15 protein-coding genes are annotated in these 17,298 nt (G+C 62.6%); 6 read left to right on the top strand and 9 right to left on the bottom strand.

From position 1 onward, the window contains the following. Positions 1–205: 205 nt before the first annotated feature. The gene (locus QNH97_RS27245) at positions 206–844 is read right to left on the bottom strand and encodes an HD domain-containing protein (protein WP_283554703.1); all 639 of its coding nucleotides are present in this window, start codon (positions 842–844) and stop codon (positions 206–208) included. 187 nt (positions 845–1,031) lie between these two features. Between QNH97_RS27245 and QNH97_RS27240 the strand changes: the two genes are divergently transcribed. Then, positions 1,032–1,997 carry a GlxA family transcriptional regulator gene (locus QNH97_RS27240; protein WP_283554702.1) on the top strand — a complete coding sequence of 322 codons (966 nt, stop codon included), beginning with the start codon at positions 1,032–1,034 and terminating at the stop codon, positions 1,995–1,997. Between the two features lie 11 nt (positions 1,998–2,008). Here the strand turns inward: QNH97_RS27240 and QNH97_RS27235 are convergent, their stop codons facing one another. The 3 genes from QNH97_RS27235 to QNH97_RS27225 form a co-directional block, all read right to left on the bottom strand. After that, entirely contained in the window at positions 2,009–2,350 is a 342-nt protein-coding gene (locus tag QNH97_RS27235) for a carboxymuconolactone decarboxylase family protein (RefSeq protein ID WP_014340738.1), read from the bottom strand. 102 nt (positions 2,351–2,452) lie between these two features. Continuing rightward, positions 2,453–4,861: a penicillin acylase family protein gene (locus QNH97_RS27230; protein ID WP_283554701.1), complete on the bottom strand. Its 2,409-nt coding sequence runs from the start codon at positions 4,859–4,861 to the stop codon at positions 2,453–2,455. A 101-nt stretch (positions 4,862–4,962) separates the two neighbouring features. Then, positions 4,963–5,550: a DUF6436 domain-containing protein gene (locus QNH97_RS27225; RefSeq protein ID WP_283554700.1), complete on the bottom strand. Its 588-nt coding sequence runs from the start codon at positions 5,548–5,550 to the stop codon at positions 4,963–4,965. A 107-nt stretch (positions 5,551–5,657) separates the two neighbouring features. Here QNH97_RS27225 and bipL point away from each other — a divergent pair, with 107 nt between their 5' ends. Beyond that, positions 5,658–6,605 (top strand): phospholipase BipL, encoded by a 948-nt coding sequence (bipL, locus tag QNH97_RS27220; RefSeq protein ID WP_283554699.1) that lies wholly within the window; start codon positions 5,658–5,660, stop codon positions 6,603–6,605. A 127-nt stretch (positions 6,606–6,732) separates the two neighbouring features. Here bipL and QNH97_RS27215 read toward each other — a convergent pair whose 3' ends face one another. Beyond that, positions 6,733–7,476, bottom strand: coding sequence for a hypothetical protein (locus QNH97_RS27215; RefSeq protein ID WP_283554698.1), 744 nt, complete (start codon positions 7,474–7,476; stop codon positions 6,733–6,735). Positions 7,477–7,616: 140 nt separating this feature from the next. Between QNH97_RS27215 and QNH97_RS27210 the strand changes: the two genes are divergently transcribed. After that, positions 7,617–8,249 carry a 2OG-Fe(II) oxygenase gene (locus tag QNH97_RS27210; protein ID WP_283554697.1) on the top strand — a complete coding sequence of 211 codons (633 nt, stop codon included), beginning with the start codon at positions 7,617–7,619 and terminating at the stop codon, positions 8,247–8,249. 2 nt (positions 8,250–8,251) lie between these two features. Beyond that, positions 8,252–8,743 (top strand): 2-thiouracil desulfurase family protein, encoded by a 492-nt coding sequence (locus tag QNH97_RS27205; RefSeq protein WP_283554696.1) that lies wholly within the window; start codon positions 8,252–8,254, stop codon positions 8,741–8,743. Positions 8,744–8,924: 181 nt separating this feature from the next. Here QNH97_RS27205 and QNH97_RS27200 read toward each other — a convergent pair whose 3' ends face one another. Continuing rightward, the gene (locus QNH97_RS27200) at positions 8,925–10,298 is read right to left on the bottom strand and encodes a GTPase/DUF3482 domain-containing protein (RefSeq protein ID WP_283554695.1); all 1,374 of its coding nucleotides are present in this window, start codon (positions 10,296–10,298) and stop codon (positions 8,925–8,927) included. Further along, positions 10,291–11,658 (bottom strand): DUF2868 domain-containing protein, encoded by a 1,368-nt coding sequence (locus QNH97_RS27195; RefSeq protein ID WP_283554694.1) that lies wholly within the window; start codon positions 11,656–11,658, stop codon positions 10,291–10,293. Before QNH97_RS27195 ends, QNH97_RS27200 begins: the two co-directional genes overlap by 8 nt. A 96-nt stretch (positions 11,659–11,754) precedes the next feature. On the opposite strand from QNH97_RS27195, the gene QNH97_RS27190 reads away from it, so the two are divergent. Together QNH97_RS27190 and QNH97_RS27185 are read left to right on the top strand one after the other, a co-directional pair. Next, positions 11,755–12,279 (top strand): dihydrofolate reductase, encoded by a 525-nt coding sequence (locus QNH97_RS27190; protein ID WP_283554693.1) that lies wholly within the window; start codon positions 11,755–11,757, stop codon positions 12,277–12,279. 225 nt (positions 12,280–12,504) lie between these two features. After that, entirely contained in the window at positions 12,505–13,560 is a 1,056-nt protein-coding gene (locus QNH97_RS27185) for an HAD family hydrolase (RefSeq protein ID WP_283554692.1), read from the top strand. Between the two features lie 189 nt (positions 13,561–13,749). On the opposite strand, the gene ilvD is transcribed toward QNH97_RS27185, so the two are convergent. Further along, a complete protein-coding gene (gene ilvD, locus QNH97_RS27180) occupies positions 13,750–15,591 on the bottom strand; it encodes a dihydroxy-acid dehydratase (RefSeq protein WP_025216001.1) in 1,842 nt (613 codons plus the stop codon). A 258-nt stretch (positions 15,592–15,849) separates the two neighbouring features. Further along, on the bottom strand, positions 15,850–17,055 hold the full coding sequence (locus QNH97_RS27175) for an MFS transporter (protein ID WP_283554691.1): 1,206 nt from the start codon (positions 17,053–17,055) through the stop codon (positions 15,850–15,852). Between the last annotated feature and the right edge of the window lie 243 nt (positions 17,056–17,298).

Raw genomic sequence — 17,298 nt, 5'->3', positions numbered from 1 at the left:
GGCGGCAAATGTGGGAGCGAGCTTGCTCGCGATAGCGGTGAGACAGTCGACGAAAATGTTGAATGTCAGTCCGCCTTCGCGAGCAAGCTCGCTCCCACAGGTTTTGTTGTTGCTCCAAAATTCGCCAACTGCCGCCGGTTCAATTGTGGGAGCGAGCTTGCTCGCGATAGCAGCGGGACAGTCACTGAAGCTGTTGGACGGAGGGTTATGAGTTCCAGGGGGACGTACGAATGATTTCGACAAAGTTCATCGGCTTGAAGCCCGGCGCCTGATCCAACAGCACATCCGTCTTCACATTGCCGAAGGTCGTCTGCGGGCGATGCCGCAAGCCGTCGGCGAAAGCGCAGATGATGCATTCCTTGAACCCTTCCCCACGCGGATGAGCATGCACCACGGCGTCTCGCTGCGCGGCCGGGAACGCGGCGTAATCCATGCCCAGTACGTCCATCTCCACCCCGGCGGTCACCAGGGCGACGGTGGGGCGCAGGTGTTTGGGCACGCCTGGAGTGGTGTGCAGGGCGATGGACAGCCACACCTGTTCGATATCGTCATCGCTCAACCCGTAGGGTTTGAGAAATGCCGCGGCGGCGTTTGCGCCGTCCACTTCGAAACGTTCGCCGTCGCTGCGGTAACCCTCCACCAGGCCGAGGTCGTGGAACATCGCGCCGACATACAGCAACTCCGGGTCATAGGCCAACTGCCGACGCTGGCCACTCAAGGCGCCGAACAGAAATACCCGGCGAGAGTGATGGTACAGCAGGTCGGATTCGATATCGCGGATGTAGTCGGTGGTGGCGCGGGCAAGGGCGCTGTTGGGGATTTTGATGCCGGCAATGCTGTTCATGCTGTTCTCCTCTTGACGATGGGCCAGTGCGGCGCCGAGGTTTCAGTCTGTTCGCCGGGAGGTCGCGCAACAATCTTCCCATGGCTGCGATCCTTGCCAATAAGCCTGGGTTTCGTGCCAGGGTGGCTTGCGAGGCACGGATTGGCTAGGGTGGCGGAGTCGTTGAACTCGAAGGCACGCGTGAACCATGCAGAAAATCGTCGCCGTCGTGGTATTCCCAGGGGTCCAGTCGCTGGACGTTTCCGGGCCCATGGATGTGTTCAGCGAAGCCAATCGGTTCCTGGCCGCCGAGGACCACTATCGGCTTGAAGTGATCGGCGTCGAACAGGGCGCGATGTCTTGTTCCAATGGCTTGTCCCTCAATGCCCATCGGCACTTCAGCGAGGCTTCGCAGGCGTACGACCTGCTATTGGTGGCGGGCGGGCCGCAGTTACCGTTGATGCAATTTGGCACGGTATTCGATGCCTGGCTGCGGGAGGCCTGTGGGCGAGCGCGGCGCTTTGGCTCAATCTGCAATGGCGCTTTCATGCTGGCTCGGGCCGGATTGCTGGAGGGGCGGACCGTCACCACCCATTGGGGCGACGCCGCGGCGCTGGCGCAGCTGTGTCCTTCGACCCGGGTTGAAGCGGATCGTTTGTACGTGCAGGATCGTGAACTCTACACTTCCGCTGGGGTGAGCGCAGGGATCGACCTGTCGTTGTTCCTGCTGGCCCAGGACCACGGGCCAGACGTGGCGCTGAGTGTCGCCAAGCGGCTGGTGGTGTTTACCCAGCGCTCGGGCGGGCAGTCACAGTTCAGCCCTTTTCTTACGCCTCACGCTGAGCCGACGTCCACCGTGGCCCAGGTCCAGGCGCATGTACTGGCGCACTTGAACGGTGACCTGACCATCGCCAAGCTAGCCAAAGCGGCGAACATGAGCCCGCGTAATTTCTCCCGGGTGTTCACGCGGGAAGCGAAGGTCACGCCGGCAGAGTTTGTCGAGCAAGCCCGGGTAGACGCGGCGCGGGTGATGCTGGAAAGCACCCGCGCACCGCTCAAGACCGTGGCGTACCAATGCGGATTTCGCGATGCCCAGCACATGCGCAGCGTCTTCAATCGCAGGCTGGACGTGACGCCGCAGCAATTCAGGCTGAACTTCGGTGCGCTGGTGTAGGGGGCAACCGCTCACTTCTTCAGCGCGTCATGGGCCTCCAGCGCGCGCAGGGAGTAGATGTACGCCGCGCCGGCATTCAGCGACACCGCCGTGGCCAGGGTGGCGGCGATTTCTTCACGGGTGGCGCCGGCCTTGATGGCCGCGTCGGTGTGCACGCCGATGCAGCCGTCGCAACGGGTGGTGATGGCTACAGCGATGGAAATCAGCTCACGGGTCTTGGCATCGAGCACGTTGTTTTCAGCGGCGGCTTCATCCAGGGCCATGTAGGCCTTGACCATCTTCGGGTTGCTCTTGCCCAGGGCGCCAAAGGCACTTTTGATGGTGGGCAGCAGTTCGGACCAGTTATTGAACATTGCATTGACTCCTGTGAGGGGGGGCGGGGTGTTGAACCCTTGCAGTCTTGACCATCAATGAAGATTGAGCCTGTTGGTGATGAAAAATCACGCCCGCCAGAATCAGGGCGAGCTCCTCGCCGGTAACAGTTTCAAGGTCGCGCGGGTATTGGCCAGTACTTCTTCCTCGGCCAGGTGCGCCTGGTGATAGACCCCTTCGATGTACGCCTCGGCCTGATCCTCGTAATGCTTGTCGAACGGCACGCCGCTCTGGCCGACCGGGTTGATGGTGACACTGTGGGCCGGGTCGGCGAAGTCGATGATGCGTCGGGTGGAAGGACCATAGGTCACCGGCCAAGGCGCCGGACCGATTTTGGCCGAGAGGTTGTTGGGCACTTCATGGGTACCGGGGGCCGCAAACGGGCCGACGTTGAAGACCCGGTCCAGCGGTTTTTGCAGACCCAGCGGATGACCATGGGTCAGGGTGTGAGCCTTGCCCCACTGCCATTGCGTGGCATCGTCACCCAAGGTCGCCCGCAGGTGCGCGAGGCTTTTCTTCCAGGCGATGTTCACCGTGTCGGCACGGGTTTCCACGCCCAGCGTCGTGCGGTCATCCCACCACGGTGAATCCTTCGAGGCCGCCAGGCGTGGCAGGGCCGCGTCGATCACCCGGGTCGACAGCGCGGTCTCGAAGAACCCATCGCCCAGTTCATCGTGCAGCGCGGCATCGGCCAGGTTGAACAGGAACTGGTTGAACAGCGTGGCGCTGCTGGAGTCCAGTGGGTAATCGCCCGGCCATTGGGCCAGTTGTTCCACCCATTTGCGTTCCTGCGGGTCGCTGACTACCTCACGCAGCACCGGCAACAAGGATGCAAGCAGGCGCGGACCGTAGGCGGTGGTCGTGTCCAGTTGCAGCTTCTGGGTGGTTTGGATGTCCCACTTCGCCTGCTTGTCGCTGAGCTGGCGGTTGAGTTGCTGGCCGCGGTCGGCGGGATTGTAGTAGCCCGGGATCTCGATGCCGCTGGCCGGCACCGGCTGGAAGTTGGCCGAGACGATGTAGCCCCGCGCCGGGTTTTCTTCCTGAGGATTGTCGCTGAACGGGTAGAAGCCTTCCTTTTCCGCTTCCGGGCTGCTGCCATCGAGGATGAACCCGGGCTTCACGCCGGCCGGTCGCTTGGGCAATTGCGCGGCGGCCCACCAGCCGATATCGCCCTTGGCATTGGCCCACACGACGTTCAGCCCCGGTGCGTGGATCTTGGCCGAAGCGCCACGGGCCTTGGCCAGGGTATCGGCGCGGTTGAGCTGGTAGAAGGCGTCGAGGATCGGGTTGCGGCTTTCCAGGAAACCCCACCACATGGCGATCGGTGTCTTACCGGCGTTCGCACCGAGGGCATCGTTGACGATCGGCCCGTGGGGCGACTGGCGCAGCACCAGCGTCACCGGTGCCTGGCCCTTGACCGCGATCTGCTGTTCGCTGCGGGTCATGTCCACCCATTGGCCGCGATACCAGACCTGTTCAGGATTGTCCGGGTTGACCTTCTCGGCGACCAGGTCCAAGTCATCGTTCTGGAACATGGTGATGCTCCAGCCGAAATCCTTGTTCATGCCCAGCGTTGCGAAGGGCAGCAGCGCCTGGTAATGCCCGTAGAGCTCGAAGCCCGGCGCGGACAGGTGCGCCTCGTACCACACCGACGGCGCGGAAAAGCGGATGTGCGGGTCGCCCGCCAGCAACGGTTTACCGCTGTGGGTACGGTTGCCGGCGACCGCCCAGGCGTTGCTGCCCTCGAACTGTGGCATACCGTTTTCCGCCAGTGCCTGCTCGCTCAGGCGGGCGAGGGCGTTGAGGTCTTTCCAGTCGGCGGCGGCCAGGGGCAGGCCGCGCTTGCGATCTTCGGCCAGCACGCCCTGGGGCTGCCAGTCGAGGTCGAAGATGTTCAGGTAGTCAGCGCCTAGTTGATCGCGCACGTAGGTCAACAGCGGCTCAGTGCGAAACGCTGCGGCGAAGCTGTAGGCCATGTAGCCGGTAATGCTGACGGTGTCTTCGGCGGTGAACGGGCGCTTGGGGATGCCCAGCACGTCGAACTCCACCGGCCGGGTGTGGCTGTCCTGATAGGCGTTGATACCGTCCAGATAGGCCTGCATCGCAATCCAGGCCGGGGATTGTGGGTCTTGCTCCGTCACATAGGTCGCGGCGCGCTCGCGGATGCGCAGGCTGCGCATCAGCTTGTCGGTGTCGAGCAGCTTCGGCCCCAGCACCTCGGCCAGTTCGCCACGGGCGAGACGACGCATGATCTCCATCTGGAACAGCCGATCCTGGGCGTGGACATAACCGAGGGCGCGGTACAGGTCGGTTTCGTTCTCGGCACGGATATGCGGCACACCGCGTTCGTCGTAGCGCACCGTCACCGAGCCGTGCAGCCCTTGCAGCTGAACCGTGCCCTGGCGGGTGGGCTGCTTGCTGTAGAGGTAGCCGCCGGCGACGATGATGGCGGTGACGACCAATGACAGGAAGGCGATGAGGGTGCGTTTCATGGTGATTCCTTATTCTGATGACAGCGGTCCCATGGTCTCGCTGTTGATTCCCTGTTTAGCATGCCGTTGCCTTTCTGCGCATCGCCCCCCGGAGGGATTCCTTATTCTTTGGCAGATGTGTCCTCGCCCCACGGACAATAGCAACCTACCGCCAACGTGTGGGTTGCGTTGACTGCTCGGCCGACGCTCAACGCCTCGAGAATCGGCTCGATGAAGCTGTTGCTCGAATTGCAGGTCAGGCCTTCGCTGTAGGGGCCGAAGTACGCGAGCTTGCCGCTGCGGTCCCAGATCGCCACGGCCGGGCTGGCGGGAATCTGGCTTGAACCGGGAAGCGCCGGGAGGGCTTTGAGGTGGCTCAGCGTGGTCGGTAACCGACCTTGGCTGCCGGTCTTTTGTACCGCATAAAACTCGACGCCTTGCGGTCCATATTTATCGACCAGTTCGGCCAGGTGTTGCTGATTGCCGACGTTGCACGGGCACGCAGGGTCCCAGAAATGCACCAGGCGGATCGCGCCAGGGCCGGCCAGGTCGGCAGGCAGGCTCAGTGGGTCACCGGAAAACACCGCCGTGTGTTGGCTGAACGTACGCAGGAAACGCCCCTGGAACCAGTCGTAGGCGAACCACAACACGGCGGCGCACGCGAGGGCAAGCAGGCTGGCAAGCAAGGTCGTGCGGTGGGACGGGCGCATGAAGTCGATCCTCTGAGGCCGGGTAGCTTGCCATGCCTGCCGCGACAGATGAATATCGCAAGCCTATAAAGTCTGTTTCGCGCGATGCGCCTTGCCTGGGAATCTTGATGCCTGCCACTTTCGACCCCGATCACCTGCGTGCCAGCCTGCAATCCCTGGCCCAGTGGCAGCCCCTCTCGGAGCAAGCACAGGCCTATCAGCGCTTCTATGAATTGGATTTCCCCCAATACCCATTGCGCAAGGGACTGGGGCGTTTCGAAATCGACGGGTATGAGGTGGTTGCCCAGGTCTGGTGGCCGGAAAAAGCCGTGGCGACGTTGTTCGTGTTCCACGGGTATTACGATCACATGGGACTGTATCGACACTTGATCGAGTGGGCCTTGGCGCAGAAATTCGCGGTGATTGCCTGCGACCTGCCGGGCCACGGCCTGTCCAGTGGCGAGCGCGCCAGCATTGGTGATTTCGCTGAGTATCAGGCCACGTTGCAGGGCCTGTTGGCCGAGGCCGGGACACTGGACCTGCCGCAACCCTGGCATTTGTGCGGACAAAGCACCGGCGGGGCTATCGTGGTGGACCACGTGCTCAATCATGGCGCCAATAGCCCGGCCCAGGGCCAGGTGATCCTGTTGTCGCCGCTGGTACGGCCGCGGGCCTGGGGTTGGTCGCGCCTGAGTTACTACCTGCTCAAACCTTTCGTGACCGGCATCGCCCGGCGTTTCAGCGAGAACTCCACCGACCCGCAGTTCCTGCCGTTCCTGCAAGCCGACCCGCTGCAACCGCTACGCCTGCCCACCGCGTGGGTGGGAGCGTTGGGGCAATGGATCAAGCGCATCGAAGCTGCTCCGAGCAGCCCGCGCCAGCCGTTGATCGTGCAAGGGCAGGCGGACATGACGGTGGATTGGGTGCACAACCTGCAAGTGCTGCGCAGCAAGTTCGACCGGCCGCAGGTGTTGATGCTGCCCGAGGGCCGGCATCATCTGGCCAATGAGGCCTTGGCGATGCGGCAGGAGATGTTTGGGTTTCTGACCAAGCGGATGAGCCGGGTTCGGCGGTGACTTTGTGATCGCTATCGCGAGCAAGCTCGCTCCCACATTGGACCTTTGACGCTCGCGAAACCTGAGTTCACTCAACCCCTGTGGGAGCGAGCCTGCTCGCGATAGCGCCAGTCAAGGCACCACAAAGCTACTGCCCGAGCGTCTGCCCCACCGCCAACCCCGCCCGAATCGCCGCCAAAGCCGCCTGGTAGTAAGCCTGGCCCTCGGCCGATTCGGCGAAGGTGGCGAATTCTTCCAGCTCGGTATCCGACAGGTCGCGGTAGACGTACAGCAACGTGTTGTTCAGGTCCGCGCCGATCTGCTCCATCAGCCGCTGGCGCTGGCCGTTCAGCATGCCCTGGGCCTGTCCGCCGCCCAGCAGGCCGGGGATCATCGAGCTCAAGCTGTCGGCCGCCACGCCGGCGATCGCCAGGCTGACCTCGGCGCCGGCCTCGCGGGCGGGCAGGGCTTGGGCCAGGTGGCCGATGGTCAACAGTCGGTTGTCACTGGCTTGCATCTTCGGCAGGCCCTTGGCGTTTTTCGCCAATTGATCGCGACGGGTCGCCAGCAGCTCGGCGGCCACGACTTTGCGGCCCAACGGCGATTGGAAAAAAGCCAGGGACGGCTGAGGGTCACGCAGATTCTTGCGCATCTGCGCCTCGGCCCGCTGGTCCATGGCCTGGGGGGCGAAACGTTGATTGCTGTTGTTCACCAGCGCCTGGAACACCGCCGGCGGCAGGCTGTTCTGGTAGCGCTGTTGCGCGGCGCTCAAGGCGTCATTGAAATGCGCCCGCTGTTCCGGCCAGCCGGCGACCTTATACAACTGGTCGTAGCTGTCTGCCCAGGCAGGTAATACGCAGAACATCAACAGTGAGAAAAGCAAACGGCGCATAGGGACTCCTGTCAGCAGCCGACTATTCTCCGTGGGGTGTGGGGACTTGTCGAGAATTCGTATCAAGTTCCTACGGCGGTGTTATCTGGCGTTAAAAACCTGTCGGGCATCGCTGTCGGTTTTGCAGGCACAGGAATACTATGCGCGCCATGCAAATACCTTCTGATCACCCGCTGCTGTTACGTATCGTCGACGACCTGGCCGAGCGCGGCTGGTCGCAGCAGAACATCTTCCTGCCGGATGCGCTGACCCGCGCCCTGGCGGACGAGTGCCGCCAGCGTGCCGCCGAAGGCGAACTGGCCCCGGCGGCGGTTGGGCGCGGGCCGTTCTCGGAGATTCGTGAAGGTATTCGTGGTGATCGCATCCAGTGGATCGAGCCCGGCCAGGCGCCAGCCTGCGATCGTTACCTGGGGTTGATGGACAGCCTGCGTGAGACGATGAATCGCCGGCTGTTTCTGGGCCTGGAGGATTTCGAAAGCCATTTCGCCCTGTACCCGCCCGGTGCGTTCTACCTCAAGCACGTCGACCGCTTCCGCGATAACGATCGACGGATGGTGTCGGCGGTGCTCTACCTCAACGACGGCTGGTTGCCGGAACATGGCGGCCAACTGCGCATGTACCTGGACGACGGCGCGGAACATGACGTGGTGCCCACCGGCGGTTGCCTGGTGGTATTCCTGTCGGGGGATATCCCCCATGAAGTCTTGCCTGCCACGCGGGATCGACTGTCCTTGACGGGGTGGTTCCGGCGCCGCGGCAACGAGTTGTTCTGAGGATGGAAAAAATCCTGGTCAGTCGCTGCCTGCTCGGGCACCGCGTGCGCTACGACGGCGGCGCCAGCGGGCCGTTCGATCAGCTTCAGCAATGGCTCGACGAAGGCCGGATCGTGGCGCTGTGCCCGGAAGTCGCCGGTGGCCTGCCCACGCCCCGGGCGGCGGCGGAGATTCCCGGCGGGCAGGGTGGGCAAGTGCTCGATGGCGGCGCAGCAGTGATCACGACCGACGGCGAAGATGTCAGTGCGCAGTTTTTGTCAGGTGCGCATCAGGCGCTGGCGCTGGTGCGCGAGCACGGCATCCGGATCGCCGTGCTCAAGGCCAACAGCCCGTCGTGCGGCAATCTGTTGACCTATGACGGGACGTTCAGTGGCGTGAAAGTCAGTGGCGAAGGTGTGACGGCAGCGTTGCTCAAGCGCCATGGGGTGAGGGTGTTCAGTGAGTTGGAGTTGGCCGAAGCGGTCTTGGCGCTCAAGGCGCTGATCAACGACTGATCTCTAGGGCGCTGATTGCTGTTGTGGCGAGGGAGCTTGCTCCCGCTGGGCTGCGAAGCAGCCCCAAAGTGTGATTGATCTGATACACCGAGGTGTCAGGTTTTAGGGTTGCTTCGCAACCCAGCGGGAGCAAGCTCCCTCGCCACGGGTCTTGTGTGCTGCCAGAGGGTTTTGTGTCGCTTCAGATTTCCTCGGCCAACCGCTCAATCTGCTCCTGCCGCTCCGCCTGGCTCAATCGTGCCTTGGGATTGAGCGACGACCACTGCGGATACGCCCTAGCCTTGCTCAAGGCTTCGGGCAGCTTGCCTTCGCGCCAGGTCTTGTCCTGGGGCGCGGCGATGCGGATGCTGTCCATCGCCGCATGGCCACGCTCGTTGAGGGCTCGCAGCAGTTGGCGTTGGCGCAGGGCCAGCAGGCGCAGAACGCTGTCGTCCACCGTCAGTTCCCGCTGGCCCTTGAGCTTGCCCATCAGCCGGTTGCCGTAGCTGCGGGCGGTTTGCAGGGTGCCGCCGACAATGGCTCCGGCCAGGGCGGCGGCCCCGAGGGTCAGGCCGCCCACCAGCAAGTCCACCCCGGCGCCGGCCGCCGCGCCCGCCGCGATGCCACCGCCCACGCGTACGCCCAGTTGCTTGAGGGTTTCGGGGTTGAACAGGTCATCGCCCCAACGCCCGTCCAACAGCGGCAGGTCGCTGGCGGCCGCGTCCTGGGGACGGAAGGCGTAGAGCTTGAGCAGGGCCTCGACGCAGCGCTGTTCGCGTTGACGGACCGCGCCGCGTAGCTCGCTGATGGCCTGGCGCTCCAGCTCGGCATCGCTGGCCACGCTGCGCCGGCAGGCGGCGCAGTCGATCAGCAATTCGGCGATCAATCGCGCCGCGCTTCGTTGACGGGCGAGGCGCTGGGCCTGTTGATCGGCGACCAGTCGTTCCAGTTGCCCGCGGGCGCTTTCCAGCAACAGCGCGAGGCTTTCATACAGGCGTCGTTCACCGTCTTCGGGCGGAGCGACGCTGTCAAAGCGCACCAGGGCGTGCAGTCCCAATCGAGCCAGGGCTTCGCGCCAGTCGGGCTCGCGATGATGGGCGCTGCTGACGAAATTCAATACCGGCAGCAACGGTTTGCCACAACTGGCGAGGACTTCCAGCTCATCGCGATATTTGGCCAATACCGGTTCCCGGGCATCGATCACATAGAGCCCGGCGTCGCTGGCGAGCAGTTGCCGCAGCACCTTGGCTTCCTGCTCGAAGCGTTGTTGCGCCTCGCTGCCCTCAAGGAAACGGGCCAGGCGTGCCGGGCCGTCCAGGCGTTCACCGGGACGCTCCAGGCGCTCGAGGTAATCGAGCAGGGCGATGGCGTCTTCCAGGCCCGGCGTATCGTACAGCTCCAGCAGCGCTTCGCCGTCCACCGACAAGCGTGCACCCTCGACGTGGCGGGTGGTGCTCGGGCGGTGGGATACCTCGCCAAAGCCGACGTCCCGGGTCAGGGTCCGCAGCAGGGAGGTCTTGCCCACGTTGGTATGGCCGACCACGGCCAGTTTCAGCGGCTTCGTGGGGTCAGTCATGACCGGTCTCCAGCCAGTTCAAGGGCGCGCAGTCGGCGAAGGGCAATTGCAACTGCTGCAGTGCGTTGTGCCAGTCGCCCAGGCGCTCGGCGTCCAGCGCTTCGCCCGGCGGGGCCTGCAACAACCAGACGCGGGTGGCGCTGGCGCTGCGGGCCAGCTCGGCGATCAACGCCAGGCTGCCACGATCCGGCGAGCGACGCGGGTCGCAGGCAATCGCCAGCCGCGCCGGAGGAAAACGTGACAGTTGTTCGAGGAGCCGGTGGCGGGATTCGCGACTGTCGAGGATGCCGGCGTTCTTTACCGTATCTGGCAGCTTCGGCGGCCAGGGCCGCTCGTCCAGTTCGATCGCCACCAGCAACGCGCCGTCGCTTTCCACCGCACTGACCGCACTTTCGATCTGATGCAACTGCGCGGGCGCGGCGTCGTTGACGCCCAGGCGCTCACTGCTGGGCATCAGGCGTTCGCGCAGTTGGGCGTAGCCCGGCAGGTTCAAGTCCAGGCGCAACGAGGCCCGGCCGCGCTGCCAGCGCCACAGGCATAACAATGCCAGGCACAGGCGCGGCAGCACGCCGTAGACCAGCACCACGCCCACCAGCCAGGCGGCCCAGGCCTGGCGGGCGCTTTCGATGCCCAGGGCGCCGTCGCCGCTGGCGCGGATCATCTCCACGGTCGGCACGCTGAAGCCCAGCAGGGCAGGCAGCGCGCCGAGGGCTTGGGTCATGGCGACGAAGGTTTCGCCACCCAGGATCGTGGTTTCCCAGACAAAGCCATAGCGCCGGGTCGCCATCAGTATCAGTACGATGACCAGCGCGCTGAGCATCGCCAGCAGCCACAAACCATTGACCAGCGCACCGAGGGCCCAGCGATTGAGCTTGTGCCGTTGCAGCAACAGCAGCAGGGCCGGTGCCAGTTGGGCGGCCTTGGCATCGCGGGCGAGTTTTTCGCTGAGCCACAGCCACAGACGCCCCAGCGCCGCACCTTGCTCGCCAGCGAATATCAGGCCCAGGAGCCAGCCGATGAGCAGGATCAGGTTCAGCCCCAAAAGACTGCCCAGGGCCCAGAACACATTGACCGGTGTTTGCCCGTCGCCGAGCGCGGCGAACCCGAGGCCGGCGCCGCTGATGATGGCGAGCACCGCGAGCACGATCAGCGCCAGGCGCGCCCCTTGCAGCCAATGGCGCAGGGCGTTGGTGAGACCGTCACGTTCGGCCAGCCAGCGGGCGCGGTGGCGGATGCGGGTGGATAAGTCGCCTCCGGCCGCGCGGGCCAGGCGATTGGCTTCCTGGTCTTCGAGCGGGCCGGCGTGTTCTTCACGCAGGCGTACCGTTTCGGTCAACCAGAGATTTTGCAGTTCTGTCACGGGCGCTCCCGTCGCTCGAATGAGGGGTGAGCATAACCGCTGTAGCGCCCGTCGGGGTACGTTGCCAGGCGCCAAGCCTCTGGTATCCTCGCCGCCATGAAAAAAACTCTCCCCCTAAGCCTGATCGCAGCCCTCGGTGAAAACCGTGTGATCGGCGTCGACAACAGCATGCCCTGGCACCTGCCGGGGGATTTCAAATACTTCAAGGCCACCACCTTGGGCAAGCCGATCATCATGGGGCGCAAGACCTGGGATTCCCTCGGCCGGCCGTTGCCGGGGCGCCTGAACATCGTGGTCAGTCGTCAGCCGGATCTGGTGCTGGAGGGGGCGGAGGTCTTTTCCGCACTCGAGGCCGCGGTGGAACGAGCCGAGGCCTGGGCATTGGAACAGGGTGTCGATGAGCTCATGTTGATCGGCGGTGCCCAACTGTACGCCCAGGCCCTGGAGCAGGCCGATCGGCTGTACCTCACCCGCGTGGCGCTGAGCCCGGAGGGGGATGCGTGGTTTCCGGAATTTGATTCAAGCCAGTGGAAGTTGGTTTCGAACCAACCGAACCCGGCGGAAGGGGACAAGCCGGCCTACAGCTTTGAGGTGTGGGAGAAGTCAAAAAAGCTCGGATAAGACATGTGCCAGTCGCCTGGAGCTGCGACTGCGGGCCGTGTGCCTAACAGCCTGATAACTAATAAATTAATACTAAAATGGCATGTAGATTGTCGTTTATGGAATAAGGCAGTGACGTTTACGGATACGCCTCTGGCGTTATCACGATGTAAGCGGTCGTGCACAGGCGAGAACTGTCACAAGCATTTGTTAGCGTCGGATTCTTTGAACCTGGGAGAAATGCCGATGAAGCTCGTACCTCACCTTCTCGCTGTTGCCTTGGGCCTGGGCCTCATGGGGCAGGCATTCGCCACCGATCTCAAGCACTGGCCGGCGGAACAGGCCAAGGCACTGGACACGATGATCGCGGCCAATGCCAACAAGGGCAACTACGCGGTGTTCGACATGGACAACACCAGCTACCGCTACGATCTTGAAGAATCGTTGCTGCCGTTCATGGAGAACAAGGGCCTCATCACCCGTGAAACCCTGGACCCTTCCTTGAAGCTGATGCCGTTCAAGGACACGGCCGATCACAAGGAAAGCCTGTTCAGTTATTACTACCGTCTGTGCGAAGTGGACGACATGGTCTGCTACCCGTGGGTTGCCCAGGTGTTCTCCGGTTTTACCCTCAAGGAACTCAAGGGCTACGTCGATGAGTTGATGGCTTCGGGCAAGCCGGTGCCAACCACGTATTACGACGGCGACAAGGTGGTGAACTACGAGGTCAACCCGCCCAAAATCTTCACCGGCCAGGCCGAGCTGTACAACAAACTGATGGAAAATGGCATCGAGGTCTATGTCATGACCGCGGCGTCGGAAGAGCTGGTGCGCATGGTCGCTTCCGATCCGAAGTACGGCTACAACCTCAAGCCGCAGAACGTGATCGGCGTGACCACGTTGCTCAAGGATCGCAAGACTGGCGAACTGACCACTGCCCGCAAGCAGATTACCGCCGGTAAATATGACGAGAAAGCCAACCTGGGCCTGGAGTACACGCCTTACCTGTGGACCCCGGCGACCTGGATGGCCGGTAAGCACGCGGCGATCCTGACCTACATCGATGAATGGAAAAAACCGGTGCTCGTGGCCGGCGACACGCCAAGCAGCGATGGCTACATGCTGTTCCACGATGTGGACGTGGCCAAGGGCGGCATCCACCTGTGGATTAACCGCAAGGACAAATACATGGCCCAGATTAACGGGATGATGGCCAAGCACGCCGCTGCCCAGGCCAAGGAAGGGTTGCCGGTTACCGCGGACAAGAACTGGGTGATCGTCAAGCCGGAGGATATCCAGTAACACCCACCCCCTGTGGGAGCGAGCTTGCTCGCGATGGCGTCGGATCAGTAGCATCCTTGCTGGCTGACACGCCGCCATCGCGAGCAAGCTCGCTCCCACATTCGATGGTCGGTGTTCTCAGGATTTTCGTTCATCGCCAAAAAAATGCCCCGCACTAGGCGGGGCATTTTTGTTTGTGGCCAGGAACGCTTACAGCCCGTCGAGCATCGCCTTGTTCCGCACCGCGCCCTTGTCGGCGCTGGTGGCGAGCAGGGCGTAGGCCTTGAGTGCCGTTGTGACTTTGCGCGGACGCACTTCCACAGGCTTCCAGCCTTTCTTGTCCTGTTCGGCGCGACGTCCGGCCAGTTCTTCATCGCTGACCAACAGGTTGATCGAGCGGTTTGGAATGTCGATCAGCACCTTGTCGCCGTCCCGCACCAGGCCAATGGCACCGCCAGCTGCGGCTTCCGGCGAAGCGTGGCCGATGGACAGGCCTGAGGTACCTCCGGAGAAACGACCATCGGTCAGCAAGGCGCAGGCTTTGCCCAGGCCCTTGGACTTCAGGTAGGAGGTGGGGTAGAGCATTTCCTGCATGCCCGGACCGCCTTTCGGGCCTTCGTAGCGGATGATCACGATATCGCCGGCCTTCACTTCGTCGGCGAGGATTCCGCGCACCGCGCTGTCCTGGCTTTCGAAGATCTTGGCGTTGCCTTCGAACACATGGATCGACTCATCGACGCCGGCGGTTTTCACCACGCAGCCGTCCAGGGCGATGTTGCCGTAAAGCACGGCCAGGCCGCCTTCTTGGGAATACGCGTGCTCGACACTGCGGATGCAGCCGTTTTCACGGTCGTCGTCCAGGGTTTCCCAGCGGGTCGACTGGCTGAACGCGGTTTGCGTCGGAATGCCCGCCGGGCCGGCCTTGAAGAAATGATGCACGGCTTCGTCGGTGGTCTGGGTGATGTCCCACTTGGCGATGCCTTCGGCCATGGTCTTGCTGTGCACGGTCGGCAGGTCGGTGTGCAGCAAACCGCCACGGGCCAGGGAGCCAAGGATGCTGAAGATCCCGCCAGCGCGGTGGACATCTTCCATGTGGTACTTCTGGATGTTCGGCGCGACCTTGCACAGTTGCGGCACGTGACGGGACAGGCGGTCGATGTCGCGCAGGTCGAAATCGATCTCGGCTTCCTGGGCGGCGGCCAGCAAATGCAGGATGGTGTTGGTGGAACCGCCCATGGCGATGTCCAGGGTCATGGCGTTTTCGAACGCCTTGAAGTTGGCAATGTTGCGCGGCAACACCGACTCGTCGTTCTCGCCATAGTAGCGCTTGCACAACTCGACGATGGTCCGGCCGGCCTGCAGGAACAGCTGTTCGCGGTCGCTGTGGGTGGCCAGGGTGGAACCGTTGCCTGGCAGGGCCAGGCCCAAGGCTTCGGTCAGGCAGTTCATCGAGTTGGCGGTGAACATGCCGGAGCATGAACCGCAGGTCGGGCAGGCGCTACGCTCGTACTCGGCGACTTTCTCGTCAGAAGCGCTGGAGTCGGCGGCAATGACCATGGCATCCACCAGGTCGAGACCGTGGCTGGCGAGCTTGGTCTTGCCCGCTTCCATCGGACCGCCGGAAACGAAGATCACCGGGATGTTCAGGCGCAGGGCGGCCATGAGCATGCCTGGGGTGATCTTGTCGCAGTTGGAAATGCACACGATGGCGTCGGCGCAGTGGGCATTGACCATGTATTCGACGGAGTCGGCGATGATCTCGCGGCTCGGCAGCGAATAGAGCATGCCGTCGTGGCCCATGGCGATGCCGTCGTCCACGGCGATAGTGTTGAATTCTTTCGCTACGCCGCCGGCGCGTTCGATTTCCCGGGCAACCAGCTGGCCCAGATCCTTGAGATGCACGTGGCCTGGTACGAACTGGGTGAAGGAGTTGGCAATAGCGATGATCGGCTTCTTGAAGTCGTCATCTTTCATCCCCGTGGCGCGCCACAAGGCACGGGCGCCGGCCATGTTGCGGCCGTGGGTGGATGTTTTCGAGCGGTAATCAGGCATGGAGCACTCCGGGCGGCTAATCAGATATCAAAGGGGAAGTGAGCTTCTGTTGACGTTCTGGAACACCGGGGATTGGCCGAGTGTCCGGAAGTGGCCGATGACTGTGCAGGATCGCTGCGCGCCTCAGCATGAGCTCATAAACCCGCCGGGGATGAATGGCGATGAATGTCGCGATTCTACACCGCTGGCGCCAGGATGAAATGACGCAAAGCGCTGATCGGACGCCAATGTCGCGCTTGGGATGACGACTGGCAGCGTTCAGCCTGCCAACAGTCCCCTGTGGCGATGCCGGGCCAGGGTATTGAGCAGTAGACCCAGGAGACTGAGCAGTATCAGGCACAGGCCCAGCGTCAGCTGCAAGTCCAGCGGGGAGGCACTGATCGCGGCACTGGTCAGCCCGCCGACAATGAAGATCAGTACGCTACCGGCCGAGGCGGACGTACCGGCTTGCCCCGGGAATATATTCATTGCCCGGGTGTGGGCCGCTGCCCGGGCAATCGTCGTTCCGGTGGTGCAGATAATCATGGGTAGCAATAGGGTTGCTACCGTCGAGCCGAGATAACGCAAGGACACCATCATCAGGACACCCGCCATCAGAATCAGACACAGGCCGGTGATGATCTGCGTTTGAGTGTCGATTCGGTTGCTCAGCGCGGCAGCGATTGCTCCTCCGCCGATGTAGGCCAGTCCGTAGGCTAGCAGGACAAGCGAGAAAGCCCGGGGCGAGAGTTGCAATTGGTCGATGAAAACCAGCGGCGAGATGACGATGAACGAGAAGTGGCAGGAAAACGCCAGAGCTGACGTGAGCCAATAAGCCAAGAAGCTGAAGTCGCTGCATACGTTTCGATAGGCCTTCATGAAATTCAGGTGCCTGGGGTTGCTGTCCATTATCGAAGCGCGCAGCAAGAGACAGGCGCCCAGGAATGCAACGACCGCCAGGGCGATGAACACCAGGAAACTGCCACGCCAACCCATCCAGCTCTGCAGCCAGGTGCCGGCCAACGGTGAGGTGGAAATGAAAATCCCCCCGCAGGTGACCAGGAATATGCGTAAGCGCGGCTGCTCATCGCTTGTAAAAAGATCCTGAATCAATGCCTGGGACAGCACGAAACAACCGCATCCCAAGGCCTGGATGATGCGAAACAGCAGGAAGAATCCAAATTCAGTAGCGAATACGCAGCCGGTTGCGCCAGTGGCTGCAACGGTAATGCCGGCCAATAACAGTTTCTTGCGACCGATCGTGTCGGAGAGCGGACCGATCACCAGTTGCGCCAGTGCAATGCCGATCGCGTACAAGCTGACAGACAGGGCGATGTCCGACGATGGCCGTTCGAATTGCTCGGAAAGGGCAGGAAAAGACGGCAGCACAACATCGATAGGAAAGACGCCGAGCAATGTGAGCGTCATCAATAAGCCAACGGTGGCAGGCTTTCGGTTAACCAGGCGATTTTGCGGATCAGTCATCGACGAGTCCCAGGGCGTGCCTGAGTGGCACGTTTCAATCCTAATGCGTAATCCCCAGCGGATACGGGGAGATTGAGTAGGAAGGTTCTGGTAATGGCGTGAGGGGTCTCCTACAGGCTTTTGCTATTCGTTAACCTTCATGTTCGAGCTCGACAGACGCGCAAAAAAAATCGCAGCCTAGGCTGCGATCAGGATGTCGGTCAGTATTGACGCGCGGGGCACAGAGCGACGGCCCTGGCCCCG

The organism is Pseudomonas sp. G2-4 (assembly GCF_030064125.1).
In the GTDB taxonomy this organism is placed as follows: Bacteria; Pseudomonadota; Gammaproteobacteria; order Pseudomonadales; family Pseudomonadaceae; genus Aquipseudomonas.
The sequence above is the reverse complement of the archived record's forward strand: the minus strand, read 5'-3'. Positions and strand labels throughout refer to the sequence as shown.